The 13,162-nt window shown below is 66.4% G+C and carries 16 protein-coding genes; 6 read left to right on the top strand and 10 right to left on the bottom strand.

Going from position 1 to position 13,162, the window contains the following annotated elements; all coding sequences use genetic code 11:
* Window positions 1-155: 155 nt before the first annotated feature.
* The 10 genes from BLS81_RS01370 to ettA all read right to left on the bottom strand — a co-directional run bounded on the left by BLS81_RS01370 (window position 156) and on the right by ettA (window position 9,676).
* The gene (locus BLS81_RS01370; RefSeq protein ID WP_093219765.1) at window positions 156-2,204 is read right to left on the bottom strand and encodes a M13 family metallopeptidase; all 2,049 of its coding nucleotides are present in this window, start codon (window positions 2,202-2,204) and stop codon (window positions 156-158) included.
* A gap of 45 nt (window positions 2,205-2,249) precedes the next feature.
* Entirely contained in the window at window positions 2,250-2,780 is a 531-nt protein-coding gene (locus BLS81_RS01375; protein WP_093219768.1) for a DUF2062 domain-containing protein, read from the bottom strand.
* 2 nt (window positions 2,781-2,782) lie between these two features.
* Entirely contained in the window at window positions 2,783-3,265 is a 483-nt protein-coding gene (smpB, locus tag BLS81_RS01380) for an SsrA-binding protein SmpB (protein WP_093219770.1), read from the bottom strand.
* 175 nt (window positions 3,266-3,440) lie between these two features.
* Entirely contained in the window at window positions 3,441-3,596 is a 156-nt protein-coding gene (locus tag BLS81_RS21005) for a type II toxin-antitoxin system RelE/ParE family toxin (RefSeq protein WP_256326017.1), read from the bottom strand.
* The gene (locus tag BLS81_RS01390) at window positions 3,584-3,763 is read right to left on the bottom strand and encodes an antitoxin (protein ID WP_093219773.1); all 180 of its coding nucleotides are present in this window, start codon (window positions 3,761-3,763) and stop codon (window positions 3,584-3,586) included. Before BLS81_RS01390 ends, BLS81_RS21005 begins: the two co-directional genes overlap by 13 nt.
* 42 nt (window positions 3,764-3,805) lie before the next feature.
* Window positions 3,806-4,690 (bottom strand): 4-hydroxy-tetrahydrodipicolinate synthase, encoded by an 885-nt coding sequence (gene dapA, locus BLS81_RS01395; protein WP_093219776.1) that lies wholly within the window; start codon window positions 4,688-4,690, stop codon window positions 3,806-3,808.
* A gap of 39 nt (window positions 4,691-4,729) precedes the next feature.
* A complete protein-coding gene (locus BLS81_RS01400; protein WP_371128237.1) occupies window positions 4,730-4,984 on the bottom strand; it encodes an acylphosphatase in 255 nt (84 codons plus the stop codon).
* A gap of 260 nt (window positions 4,985-5,244) precedes the next feature.
* Complete coding sequence (locus BLS81_RS01405) at window positions 5,245-5,733, bottom strand: GreA/GreB family elongation factor (RefSeq protein WP_093221681.1); 489 nt, start codon at window positions 5,731-5,733, stop codon at window positions 5,245-5,247.
* A 61-nt stretch (window positions 5,734-5,794) separates the two neighbouring features.
* The gene (locus tag BLS81_RS01410; RefSeq protein ID WP_093219780.1) at window positions 5,795-7,789 is read right to left on the bottom strand and encodes a lytic transglycosylase domain-containing protein; all 1,995 of its coding nucleotides are present in this window, start codon (window positions 7,787-7,789) and stop codon (window positions 5,795-5,797) included.
* Window positions 7,790-7,996: 207 nt separating this feature from the next.
* On the bottom strand, window positions 7,997-9,676 hold the full coding sequence (gene ettA / locus BLS81_RS01415; RefSeq protein ID WP_093219783.1) for an energy-dependent translational throttle protein EttA: 1,680 nt from the start codon (window positions 9,674-9,676) through the stop codon (window positions 7,997-7,999).
* A 101-nt stretch (window positions 9,677-9,777) separates the two neighbouring features.
* On the opposite strand from ettA, the gene BLS81_RS01420 reads away from it, so the two are divergent.
* From BLS81_RS01420 to BLS81_RS01440, 6 genes are all read left to right on the top strand, one after another.
* Window positions 9,778-10,023 carry a hypothetical protein gene (locus tag BLS81_RS01420; RefSeq protein WP_093219784.1) on the top strand — a complete coding sequence of 82 codons (246 nt, stop codon included), beginning with the start codon at window positions 9,778-9,780 and terminating at the stop codon, window positions 10,021-10,023.
* Window positions 10,020-10,196, top strand: a complete 177-nt coding sequence (locus tag BLS81_RS20600; RefSeq protein WP_176786974.1) for a hypothetical protein — start codon at window positions 10,020-10,022, stop codon at window positions 10,194-10,196. The genes BLS81_RS01420 and BLS81_RS20600 overlap by 4 nt, the downstream gene beginning before the upstream one ends.
* Window positions 10,150-10,455, top strand: a complete 306-nt coding sequence (locus tag BLS81_RS01425) for a PIN domain-containing protein (RefSeq protein WP_143023264.1) — start codon at window positions 10,150-10,152, stop codon at window positions 10,453-10,455. Before BLS81_RS20600 ends, BLS81_RS01425 begins: the two co-directional genes overlap by 47 nt.
* A 3-nt stretch (window positions 10,456-10,458) precedes the next feature.
* Window positions 10,459-11,862 carry a M20/M25/M40 family metallo-hydrolase gene (locus BLS81_RS01430; protein ID WP_093219789.1) on the top strand — a complete coding sequence of 468 codons (1,404 nt, stop codon included), beginning with the start codon at window positions 10,459-10,461 and terminating at the stop codon, window positions 11,860-11,862.
* A 157-nt stretch (window positions 11,863-12,019) separates the two neighbouring features.
* Window positions 12,020-12,289: a hypothetical protein gene (locus BLS81_RS01435; RefSeq protein WP_093219792.1), complete on the top strand. Its 270-nt coding sequence runs from the start codon at window positions 12,020-12,022 to the stop codon at window positions 12,287-12,289.
* 104 nt (window positions 12,290-12,393) lie between these two features.
* Window positions 12,394-13,143 (top strand): HAD-IIB family hydrolase, encoded by a 750-nt coding sequence (locus tag BLS81_RS01440; protein ID WP_093219795.1) that lies wholly within the window; start codon window positions 12,394-12,396, stop codon window positions 13,141-13,143.
* The last annotated feature ends 19 nt before the right edge of the window (window positions 13,144-13,162 follow it).

Genomic DNA, 13,162 nt, shown 5'->3' on the forward strand with positions numbered 1-13,162 from the left:
AGCACGAACGGGTGAATGGATCGTCACCCGATTTTTTTAACTTGGTTCCCCCGCGAAAGCGGGAGTCCAGAGTAGCAAGAACCGTAGATCGTGTTCTGCTTGGCTCTGGGTTCCCGCTTTCGCGGGAACGCCGGATTGGGATACGTTACGTCCTGCTACCAGATCCGCACGCGCTGTTCGGGCGTGAGGTACAGTTTCTGGCCCGGCTTGGGCTTGAACGCGCCATACCACGGATCGAGGTTGCGCACGATGTTTCCGCGCTGTTCGGACGGGCTGTGCGGATCGGTGAGCAACCGCTGGCGCAGATTCGCCTCGCGATAGTTGCGCCGCCACACTTGCGCCCAGCCGAGATAGAAGCGCTGGTCGGCGCTGAACCCGTCGATCACCGGCGGCGCCTTCCCGGCGAGCGAGGCGCGATAGGCATCGTAGGCGATCGTCAGCCCGCCGAGATCGGCGGTGTTCTCGCCGAGCGTGAGGTGGCCGTTGAGGTGCACGCCCGGCAACGGCTCATAGGCGTCATATTCCTTGGCCAGCGCCTCGGTGCGCGCGTTGAACGCCGAGACGTCGGCGGGCGTCCACCAGCTCGCGAGCTGACCGTGTTCGTTGTACTTGGCGCCCTGATCGTCGAAATGATGCGTCAGTTCGTGGCCGATCACCGCGCCGATGCCGCCATAATTCACCGCCGGATCGGCAGCGGGATCGAAGAACGGCGGCTGGAGGATCGCGGCCGGGAAGACGATCTCGACCATCGGCGGGTTGGCGTAGGCGTTGACCTCCATCGGCGTCATCCCCCACTCCCAGCGCTGGATCGGCTTGCCGAGATGGCCGACGTTATAGGCGTGGCTGAATGCATTGGCGCGCCATGCGTTGCCGAACGCGTCGCCCGCCGTGATGGTGAGGCCGCTGTAATCCTTCCACTGGCTCGGATAGCCGATCTTGGGGGTGAAGGCGGCGAGCTTGGCATGGGCGCGGCGCTTGGTCTCGGGTGTCATCCAATCGAGCTTGTCGATGCGCGCGTCCATCGCGGCGATGATGTTGTGGACGAGCGCATCGGCCGCCGCCTTGGTCTCGGGCGGGAAATATTTGGCGACGTAGAGCTTGCTGATCTCGTCATCGATCGCGCCGGTGGTGAATTGCACCGCGCGCTTCCACCGCGCCTCCTGCTCGGGCGTGCCCGACAGGATGGTGCCGTAGAAAGCGAAATGCGCGTCGTCGAACGCCTTGGGGAGTACGTCGGCATAGGCATCGAGCGAGCGGACCAGCAGTTGATCGCGCAGCACGCCGAGCGGCGCGGCGGCGATCAGCTTGGCGATACCGGTGACGGCGCTCGGCTGCGCGACGATGACGCTATCGACCGGCGCGCCGATGACGGCGAAATACGTGGCGAAATCGAATCCCGGCGCGGACTTGGCGAGCGCGGCGACGGTGAGCTTGTTGTAGGTCTTGTCGGCGTCGCGGCTTTCGGTGCGGGTCCAGCTTATCGTGGCGATCTGGGTCTCATAATCGACGATCGCCTTGGCGCGGCCCTCGGCATTGGGCTCGCCGGCGAGCGTGAGCATCTTGGCGATGTGCGTCTGATACGCGGCTTTGGCCTCGGCGAGTTTGGCATCCTTGCTCAGATAATAATCGCGATCGGGCAGGCCCAGCCCCGATTGCTGAAGGCCCAGCGCATAGACTTCGGGGTTCTTGTCGTCCTGATTGACGCCGCTCGCGAACGGACCGTCGATGCCGGCGCGGGCGGCCTCCGCAACTAGCGCCGCATAGCCGCCGCGCGTGGCGAGCGCCTTGATCTTGCCGAGCCACGGCTGGATCGGCGCGAGGCCCTTGGCGTCGATCGCGGGCCGATCGAGGAAGGTGGCGTAGGCGGTGCCGATCTTCGAGGCCGGGTCTTTCGCGGCAGCTTCGAGGATGCCGCGCGTGCGCGCCTCGGACAGGTCGGAGAGCAGGTTGAACGACCCGTAGTTCGATTTGTCGGCCGGGATCGGCGTGGTCTTGGCCCAGGTGCCGTTGCCGTAGCGGTAGAAATCGTCGCCGGGCGCGACCGAGCGGTCCATCCCCGCCTCATCGAAGCCGAAGGTGCCGAACTGCGGCTTGGCGCCCGGCGCGGCGGCGGGAGCCGCGGTCTGGCTGGCGACCGGGCTGAGCGCGAAGCCGGCCAGGATCGTGGCGGACAGCAGCGCCGCGAGGGTAGAGGATCTGAACATGACGCACCCCGAAAAACCGTTTGGATGCGGTGTTCTACGCGAATGTTACAGAGCTGGTCCAGCCCGGCGCAGCGCGCGGGCGCGCCACTTGCGCACGATCCACCAGCGCCAGCCGAGCGCGCTCGCGGCGAAGCCCGTCACCGCGAAGACAGCGGTGATGGTGAGCAGCCCGACGACCAGCGACGGCCCCGCCTGCGAGACCAGCCAGTGCAGCCAGCCCTCGCCGGCGCGCACGCTCGCCCCCTCGTAACGGAGCAGGCGGCTGCCGATCCAATAGGCCGCGACCCACAATGGCGGCGTGGTGAGCGGGTTGGTGATGAAGGTGGTGAGCGCCGCGGTCGGGATGTTGGCGCGTACCGGCAGCGCGAGCAATGCCGACAGCGGCACCTGCGCGACCGGGAACAGGATGCCGGTCACCATGCCGAGCGCGACGCCGCGCGGCACCGAGCGGCGGGTGAACCGCCACAAAGCGGGCGCGAGCACCCGGTGCGCGACCGGGCGGAGCAAGCGGCTGCGCTCGAGGCTCTCGCGGGTGGGCAGGTTGCGGTGCGCCCAGGCGGCGGCCCTCGCGAACATCGTCAGCCGCGATCGCGCATCAGGCGGCCCTGCTCGCGCTTCCAGTCACGCTCCTTGGTCGCCTCGCGCTTGTCGTGATCCTTCTTGCCCTTGGCGAGCGCGAGTTCGACCTTCGCGCGGCCCTTCGAGTTGAAGTAGATCATCAGCGGCACGAGCGTCATGCCCTGGCGCGCGACTGCACCGTGCATCTTGTTGATCTCGCGCTCATGGAGCAGCAATTTGCGCGGGCGCTTCGGCTCATGGTTGAAGCGGTTGCCGTGGCTGAACTCGGGCACGTTCGAGTTGATGAGCCAGACCTGCCCGTCGCTCACCTCGGCATAGCTCTCCGCGATCGAGCCGGTGCCCGAGCGCAGCGATTTCACCTCGGTCCCGGTCAGCGCGATGCCGGCCTCGTACACCGTCTCGATAGAATAATCGTACCGCGCGCGCCGGTTCTCGGCGACGATCTTGGTCTTTTCGAAAGCGGGGGGTTTGGGACGGGCCATAAGAGACGGGCATGTAGGGCGCGGTGCCGGCGATGGGAAGGCCGGAGTTGGTGCGCCTTCAGTCCGTAAGCCGTGCGCCATGTCGGATGCTGAGGATATAGACCTCATCGCCGCTTACGTCGTAGCGGATGACATAGGGCGGAATAATCGTGAGTTCGCGACAGTCACCCGACACTCACCGCCCTCGGTTGGGAAACGCCTGCAAGCTGTCGCAAGCCCGGATCAACCGGAGCGCCATGCGACGCGCGGCTTCGGGATCGAACTGCTGGATATAGCGGCGAATCAGATCGAGATTGGCAACCGCTTCCTGCGTCCAGACTATTTGAACCATTCGAGCGGCGCGGGCACTTCTTGGGGTGTGCCCCACTTGGACAACCAGGCCATGACCTCAGCGTGATCAATCACGCGGCCGGCAGCGATATCCGCTCTCGCACGCGCATCCGCGGCGGCTTCGGCGTCTGTGTTCGGGCGTTCATAAATGGGGCGCTCGACGTTCATGCCTCGCTGGTTATCATGAGGTCGTCGATCGGGCCAGCCTCCTCAGGCGATCCCAGCCGCCGCCATCGCCGCATCCACTGCCGCCCGTGCCGCTTCGCTGGGCCAGGTCATCGGCAGGCGCAGGGCGGTGGGGAAGCCGGGGATGACCTTCGACACCGCGTATTTCACCGGCCCGGGCGAGGCGTCTGTAAACATCGCCAGGTGGAGCGCGAACAGCCGGTCGTGAAGGCCGAGCGCGGCGGTGTAATCCTCGTCGTCGGTGGCGGCCTGGAATTCGGCGCACAGACGCGGCGCGACGTTGGCCGTCACCGAGATGCACCCCACCCCGCCCATCGCGTTGAAGGCGAGCGCTGTTTCATCGTTGCCCGAGAGTTGCGCGAAGGCAGGGCCGCAGGCCGCGCGCTGCTGCGAGACCCGGGCGAGCGCACCGGTCGCGTCCTTGACCCCGACGATGCTGTCGGGGAACGCCCTGGCGAGCCGGCCCATCGTTTCCGGCAGGATATCGGTGACGGTGCGGCCGGGCACGTTGTAGAGCAGCACCGGCAGATCGCACGCCTCGACGATCGCGACGAAGTGGCGAAAGATGCCCTCCTGGCTCGGGCGATTGTAATAGGGCGGGACCATCAGCGCGCAATCGGCGCCAGCGTCCTTCGCCGCCTTGATGTTGCGGATCGCGACGCGCGTGTCGTTGCTGCCCGCGCCGGCGATCACCGGCACGCGGCCACGCGCCTGATCGACGCACACCTTCACGACGCGGAAATGCTCCTCGAAATCCATCGTCGCGGATTCGCCGGTGGTGCCGCACGGCACCAACGCGGACGAGCCTTCCGCGATCTGCCATTCGACGAAATCGCGGAACGCCCCCTCCACGAAGCTGCCGTCTTCGGCGAAGGGGGTGACGAGCGCTGGGATCGAGCCTGTGAACATGGCGCCGCCCTAGCCGCGCGGACGGCGAAACGAAAGCCTTTAGGCGGTGAACCGCTTGGTGAAGCCCTTCGGCGCGCGCTCGGTATCCGCGCGAGCCTCGACATTGTCGATCCGCGCCTTCTCCGGCCCCTCGCGGACCGCCTCGATCATGCCATCGACCGCGGTTTCCTCACCGGCGACGAGCAGTTCGACCCGGCCATCGCGCAGGTTGCGCACCCAGCCCGAGACTCCGAAATCGCGCGCGCGGCGCACCGACCAATCACGGAACCCGATATTCTGAACCTTGCCACTCACGAAAACGCGCTGAACGACTTGCATTACGACCTGACTTCCCTTGCACTGGGCCCGCGCACCGCACGCGCCGCCGGCGACGCGTAGCACGCGCCGCCGACAAGACCATAGAGCCTCGAGCGGCTTGTCGCAAAGCGGGGTACGCCGGTCGCTTGGGTGGAGGCTGACTCGATTTGCGGATCGCCGCCCGGCGCATGAGCGTCTCTTGCGGCGATCGGGGAAATACTTGCGATCACGTCGTCATGCTATCGCCATTCCCCTTCTCATTCAGGCGCCGGATACGAAATCGCGAGCACCTCATACTCGCGCTCGCCCGCTGGCAGCATCACGCGGCGCAGGTCGCCGACGGCCGCGCCGCGTAAAGCGCTGGCGACCGGCGCGTTCCAGCCGATCCGCCCTGCCCCGGCGTCGGTCTCGTCGTCTCCCACCAGCGTCAGCACGCGCTCGACATCGTCCTCATCGACGATGGTGGCGGTCGCGCCGAACCAGATGCGGGTGCGGTCGGCTTGTGCTGAAGGATCCACGATCTTAGCGGCCTTCATCCGCCGCGCGAGGAAGCCGAGCCGCCGGTCGATCTCGCGCAGGCGCTTGCGGCCATAGATATAGTCGCCGTTTTCCGAACGGTCGCCATTGCCCGCCGCCCAGGCGATGACATCGACCAGTTTGGGGCGCTCGTCGCCGAGCAGCGCGTCATATTCCGCGCGCAGCACCGCATAGCCGGCGGGGGTGATGTAATTGGGTCGATCGGTCATAGGCGCGGCGTGATAGCGCGCGCCGCCCACACTGTCATCGCCCGCGGCCCGGCGGCGTGGATCAGCCGGGACGGCCCTTGCCGAGATACCAGCTTATCCGGTTCACGCCGCGCGAGCGCGCGTGCTGCGGGTTCATGAGATCATACACCACCGCGTTTTCGAGCACGCGCTGGACGTAATTGCGCGTCTCGTAGATCGGGATCGCCTCGATCCAATCGACGATATCGACGCTGCCGGTGCGCGGATCGCCATTGGCGCGCAGCCATTTGTTCACGTTGCCCGGCCCGGCATTGTACGCCGCGACGGCGAGCGGATAGCTGCCGAACAGATTGTAGATCCGCGCAAAATAGGCCGATCCGACCATGATGTTGTAGTCGGTATCGGCGGTGAGGTTGTTCGCGTCATAGCCGACGCCGAGCTTGGTCGCGGTTTCGCGCGCGGTGCCGGGCATCAACTGCATCAGCCCGCGCGCGCCGGCATGGCTGATCGCCGCGCGATCGAACTGGCTTTCCTGCCGGGCGATGGCGTGGACCATCACCCAATCGTCATTCGCGCTGGCGGGCACGCGCACGGTCGGGAAGCCGACCGTCGAATAATCGCTGAGCCCGTTCTGGAGCGCGCTGCGGCCGACCATCACGCCGAGATCGGGGCGGCCGAGCGTGCGCGAGAGTTCGGTGGCGAGGACGTGATCGCTGTCGGTCTTGGCGTCGGTGGCGATCTGGCGGACGAACGCGCTCTGATCCTGCCAATTGCCGGCGGTGCCGAGATATTGCGCGGCGCGCACCGTCTCGCGGCTGTAGAAGGCCGCGCGCACGGCCGGATCGACCGGGCGCATAACCGGCACGGCCGGCGCGGCGAGGACGCGGCCGAGCCGTTCGGTGGCGAGTTGGCCGTAGAACATATCCGGGAAACCGGCGGCCTGATTGTAATAGCCCGTGGCGACGTCGCGCTGGCCGGCGGCTTCGGCGGCGCGACCCGCCCAATAATAGCCCTTCGACTGGGTGGTCGGCGATTTCGAGGCGTGCGCGTAGCGCGCGAACAGCGAGCTCGCATCGGCGGCGCGGCCGAGCTGCTTGAGCGCGGTCTGGCCGGCGAGCCAGACGAGGCTCGTGTAATCGTCGCGCTCTCCGTAGGGGCGTTCGCTGACGTCGGTGCCGGCGGGGTACGCGTCATCGACCTGGCGGGCGATGTCATAGGCGGTGGCATATTGCGCGTCCGCCGCCGCGCCGCGCGCGTTGGTGAGCAGCGCCTCGTACCACGCCTCGACATTGGCCGGGCGCGTCGCGAGCGCGGGCCGCCGGGCGAGCAGTTCGCGCGCGCCGAAGCCGCCGTTGTTGCGCAGCCACGCCGCGCGATCGGCGAGCCAGCCCGGATCGGCCATGCCCCAGCTTTGCGTCGATGCGGCCTGTGCGGCGGCGTCGGGCGCATTGGTGCGGAACGCGAGCCGCGCCGCGAACACCGGCCGCCGCCCCGCACTGGTGAGCGCGAGCTGGCGCTGCGCGGCCGAGGTGGCGCCCTGCCACAACAGCATGTCCATGCGGGTGTCTTGATCGGCCTGGGTCAGCGCGCCCGAAAAGCCGGTGATGATCTTCGCCTCGTCGGTGACGGCGAGATTGCCCGACACCCAGGCGTTGCGCGCGGCGAGATTCGCCTCGTCACGATAGCCCGATGCGGCGAGCGCCTCGGCGAAGCGGACCTTGCCCGCGCCGGTGAGCGGCGCGAAGCGGCGGAAGAACGCGACCGCCGTGGTCGGCGAGACCGGGGTGGTGCCGTCGATCGCGCGCTCGGCGGCGCGGCGCAGCGACATTTCGGCGGGCCAACCGGGGTGCGCGATCAGGAAATTGGCGTAGCTTTCGAACGGGTAGCCGCTGGTCTGCTGAAGCGATTTCCACTGCGCAATCGCGGCGGACAGCGCAGCACCCCGCGCCGGGTCCTGCTGGCTCAACGCCTGGGTGGCGCGCCCCCAGCCGAGTTGCTCCTGCGCGACACCGGCAACGGCGAAGGCGCCGGATGCGCCGGCGGCGAGCAACGCGAATTTCACCACGGCTGGAACCATGTCGTCACTATAAGGAAGCGACGCTAAGTTGTCTCGTATCAAAAGTGAAAATGCGGCGGGCGGTTGGTCGGGCGTGCGACCGGATCGGTGCGGCGTGGCGCGCGATAACACGCCGCGCCACGGCGCAGGATTTCAGCACCGGTCCGCAGCAAGGCGAAGACGGGCTGGCGATCGAGACGAACACGCTCCGACCGCCAGCCCGCGCGCTCAGCGCGTCAGCTTCTTGTACGCCAGGCGGGTCGGGCGATCGGCCGCGTCACCAAGCCGGCGGCGCTTGTCTTCCTCGTAGCTTTCGAAATTGCCCTCGAACCATTCGACATGGCTGTTGCCCTCGAACGCGAGAATGTGCGTGGCAAGGCGATCGAGGAAGAAGCGATCGTGGCTGATGACCACAGCGCAACCAGCGAAACTCTCCAGCGCCTCTTCAAGCGCACGCAGCGTCTCGACGTCGAGATCGTTGGTCGGTTCGTCGAGCAGCAGGACGTTGCCGCCCTCCTTGAGCATCTTGGCCATGTGGACGCGGTTGCGTTCACCGCCCGAGAGCTGACCGACCTTCTTCTGCTGGTCCTGCCCCTTGAAGTTGAAGGCGCCGACATAGGCGCGCGTGCCGAGTTCCTGCTTGCCGAAGCGGAACACGTCGAGACCGTCCGAGATTTCCTCCCAGACGTTCTTGTTCGGATCGAGATCGTCGCGTGACTGATCGACATAGCCGAGCCGCACGGTCGAACCGACTTCCAGCGTACCCTCATCGGGCTGTTCCTGCCCGGTGATGAGCTTGAACAGGGTCGATTTGCCCGCGCCGTTGGGGCCGATCACGCCGACGATGCCGCCGGGCGGCAGCGTGAAATCGAGGTTCTCGAACAGCAACTTGTCGCCGTACGATTTGGTCAGCCCCTTGGCCTCGATCACCTTGCCGCCAAGCCGCTCGGGGATCTGGATGAGGATCTGCGCCTTGCCGATCGAACGGTTCTCCTGCGCCGCCATCAGCTCGTCGAACGCACGGATACGCGCCTTGGACTTGGTCTGACGGGCCTTGGGGGTCTGGCGCATCCAGGCCAGCTCGTCGGCGATCGCCTTCTGCTTGCCCTGCTCCTCACGCTCTTCCTGCGCCAGACGCTGAGATTTCTTTTCGAGATAGCCCGAATAGTTGCTCTCGTAGGTGTAATAGCGGCCGCGATCGAGTTCGAGCACCCAGTTGACGACGTTGTCGAGGAAGTAACGATCGTGGGTGACGAGGATGACGTTGCCGGTGTAATCCTTGAGGAAGTTCTCAAGCCACTGCACGCTCTCGGCGTCGAGGTGGTTGGTCGGCTCGTCGAGCAGCAGGATGTCGGGCTTTTCGAGCAGCAGCTTGCACAAAGCGACGCGGCGCTTCTCGCCGCCAGAGAGATTGGTGACCGGGCTGTCGCCGGGCGGGCAACGCAACGCCTCCATCGCCTGTTCGAGCTGGCTGTCGAGGCTCCAGCCGTCCGCCGCATCGATCTTGGCCTGGAGTTCGCCCATCTCCTCCATCAGCGCGTCGAAATCGGTATCGTCCTTGGGATCGCCCATTTCGGCCGAGATCGCGTTGAAGCGCGCCAGCATGTCCGCGATCGGACCGGCGCCGTCGCGCACGTTGCCGATCACGTCCTTCGTGGGATCGAGCTGCGGCTCCTGCGGCAGATAGCCGACCTTGATGCCTTCGGCGGCCCAAGCCTCGCCGGTGTAATCCTGATCGATCCCGCCCATGATCTTCATGAGCGTCGACTTGCCCGAGCCGTTGGGGCCGATGATCGCGATCTTGGCGTCGGGCAGGAACTGGAGGTGGATGTTGTTGAGAACGGGCTTGGCTGCGCCCGGGAAGGTCTTGGTCAGGCCCTTCATGACATAGGAATATTGGACGGCCATTCGGGGTCGTGCTCCGGGGCTGAAGATTGCGGGATTTGGCTGAGCATTTAGGGATGTCGGGGCCGATTGGCAACGGACGCGCGGGGGGCTAGACTGGCACGATGGAGCGGCTCGAAATTCCGGTGAACGGCGAAAGCGAACCTTGGCTCGACGCGCTGGAGCGCGGCGACGAGGTGGTGTTCGTGCGCGATGGCAAACCGGCTGCGGAGTTGACGGCGTTGCGGGCCCGCAAACGAGGGCCGATCGACCTCGAAGTCCTCGCCGCCGCGCGCGCTGCGATGGCGCCGATCCGAGTTCACGACGCGGCCGCGCTGATCCGGGGCTTGCGCGACGCGGCCGATCATTGAGCGGTACCACGTTGTACTTGGATGCCGGCGTCATTGCTGGCCTCGTTCTCGGCGATATCGATGTCGATCCGATTCTCGCAGCCGTGACCGATGACACATCGCTGATGTACAGCGCGTTCGGCTTCGGTGAAGCCGTGTCAGCCATCTCCGCGCGAACCCGCGCCAAGCACTAGCGACGACGACGCGGCCGAGCGCATCCGACACCTTCAGCGTGTGGTAGCCGATTGGAAGCGCGTCGATGTGATGCCTGGGGATCTGGATCGCGCGATCGTGCTGACCGGGCGCGCTTCGCTCGCATTGAAATTTCCAGATGCGATCCACATCGCGATTGCGGAGCGGCTCGATCATCCCTTACTGACTTCGGACCGCCAGCAGTATCGGGCGGCGCGTTCGCTCGGGCTTTCGCCCATTCTGCCTGCCATATCGGGATAATCCATGACCCCTTTGCGCCTCGCGTTGCTCTGCTGTGCCCTCACTTTCCCCGCCGCCGCGCTGGCGCAGCGCGTCATGCCGGCGCCCGTCGCGCCCGATGCCAAGGTGGCGGCGCTTCGCGATGCCGCGCTGAAGGACGATGTCGCATGGGACATCGTATCGGGGATCACCACCGAGATCGGCCCCCGCCCGGACGGTTCCGCGCAGGAAGCGCGGGCGCGTGACTGGGCGGTGGCGAAGCTCAAGAGCCTCGGTTTCAAGAACGTCCGCGTCGAGCCTTATGAACTCCACAACGTCTGGGAGCGCGGTGCGGAGAGCGCCGAGGTGGTCGCCCCCTTCCCGCAGCCGCTGCGCCTCACCGCGCTCGGCAATTCGGGCGCAACCCCGGCGTCCGGGCTGACCGCGCCGGTCGTGTATTTCGAGACGATCAACGATCTGCTGCTCGCGCCCGACGGCAGCCTCGCGGGCAAGATCGCCTTCGTGTCGAACGCGATGCAGCCGACGCAGGACGGATCGGGCTATGGCACCAACGGCATCGCCCGCTTCCTCGGCCCGACCGCCGCCGCCAAGAAGGGCGCGGCGGCGATCGTGATCCGCTCGATCGGTACCGATCACGGCCGTGGGCCGCATACCGGCACCACAAATTTCGCGGCCGGCGTCGCGCCGATCCCCGCCGCCGCGCTTTCGGTCGCCGACGCGGAGAATCTCGAACGGATGATCAAGCTCGGCAAGCCGGTGACGCTTCACCTGACGTTGACGCCGAAGTTCGTCGGCACGCGCACGTCGGGCAACGTCGTGGCCGAGGTGCCGGGCACCGACCCCAAGGCGGGCATCATCACGATCGGCGGGCATCTCGATAGCTGGGATCTCGGCACCGGCGCGATCGACGACGGCGCCGGCATCGCGATCACCGCGGCGGCGGCCAAGCGGCTGATGGAGGCGGGCAAGCACCGCCGCACGATCCGCGTGGTGTGGTTCGGCGATGAGGAGACCGGCGGGTTCGGCGGCATCGCCTATGCCAAGGCGCACGCCGACGAACGCCACGCGCTCGCCGCGGAATCGGATTCAGGATCGGACCAGGTGTGGAAGTTCAGCACCAGCTTCGCCGCCAGCGCCAAGCCGGTCGAGGATCGGCTCGCGGTCGCGCTCGCGCCGATCGGCGTGCTGCGCGGGCGCGACGCGGTGCATGGCGGCACCGATGTCGAGCCGACGCTCGCGCTCGGCGTAGCTGGAATCGACCTCCACCAATCGGCGCTGCGCTATTTCGACTGGCATCACACGCCCGAGGATACGCTCGACCGGATCGATCCCGAACAGTTGCGCCAGAACGTCGCCGCCTGGACTGCAATGCTCGCCGTCGTCGCGGATGCGCCGGAAGAGATTGCGCCAGCGCCCGCAGCGCAATAAAGCCAGCGCGCGCAAGACGTAACGCACCATAACCACGCTATCCCGATCCAGGGATATGAATGCGATATGGAACGTTACGGCTTCGCGTTGGTTACACTTCGCTTCGCGACGGCATCGGGCTGGCCGCGAAAATACAGACTGCTTTGGGAGCAACCGCATGAAGAAAATCGCCCTTGTTCTCGTCGCCGCCGGCCTGATGTCGCTCGCCGCCTGCAACAAGAACCCGGAAGCCGCCGCCATCGAGAACAACGCCGACATGGTCGCCGACAACATCGATTCGGCCGCCGACAACATGGACGCGATGGCTGACAACACCTCGAACGCTGCCGCTTCGGACATGCTCTCGAACGCAGCCGACAACGCGCACGACACGGCCGACAACGTCCGCGCCGAGGGCGACGCCAAGGCTGACAACGTTACCAAGTAACGATCGTCGGGGCCGCCCCGCGTGGCGGCCACGGTTATGAAGGGCGCTCCGGTTCGGGGCGCCCTTTTTACGGATAGGTTCTTTTCGCCGCTGGGGGGTACACGATGAAGACCATGATTGCCTTCGATCTCGACGGGACGCTCGCCGAGAGCAAGCAGCCGATCGGCGAGGAAATGTCCGTACTGCTCAAGAATCTGCTCGACGTGGCGCAGGTCGCGGTTATTTCCGGCGGCGACTGGCCGCAGTTCGAGAAGCAGGTGGTCGGGCGGATGCAGCCGGACGCCAAGCTCGAACGGCTGTTCATCATGCCGACGACGGGCACCAAGCTGTTCCGTTTCCAGGACGGTGTCTGGAACACGATTTATAACGACGCCTTCACCCCCGAGGAGCGCGACCAGGTGCTCGACGCGCTTAACAAGGCGTGGGATCAAGCCGGGTTCGGCGGCGAGCAGACCTGGGGCGAGCGGATCGAGGATCGCGGCAGCCAGATCACGCTGTCGGCGCTCGGCCAGCAGGCGCCGCTCGAGGCCAAGGAACATTGGGATCCCAAGCAGGAGAAGCGCCGCCAGTTGCAGGCGATCCTGCGCACGATGATCCCCGACCATTCGATCAACATTGGCGGCGCGACCTCGGTTGATATCACCCGCAAGGGCATCGACAAGGCCTATGGCATGCGCCGGCTGTGCGACAATGCCGGCATCGCGTTCGAGAACATCCTGTTCATGGGCGATGCGATCTATCCCGGCGGCAACGACGACCCCGTCCGCGCGGCGGGGATCGATTCGATCAAGGTGCGTGATGTTGCCGACACGTCGGTGGCGATCACCGCGGTGATCGCCTGCCTGAAGGCCTGACGCTTTGACCGTCGCCCTG

The organism is Sphingomonas sp. NFR15 (assembly GCF_900103265.1).
Classification (GTDB): domain Bacteria; phylum Pseudomonadota; class Alphaproteobacteria; order Sphingomonadales; family Sphingomonadaceae; genus Sphingomonas; species Sphingomonas pollutisoli.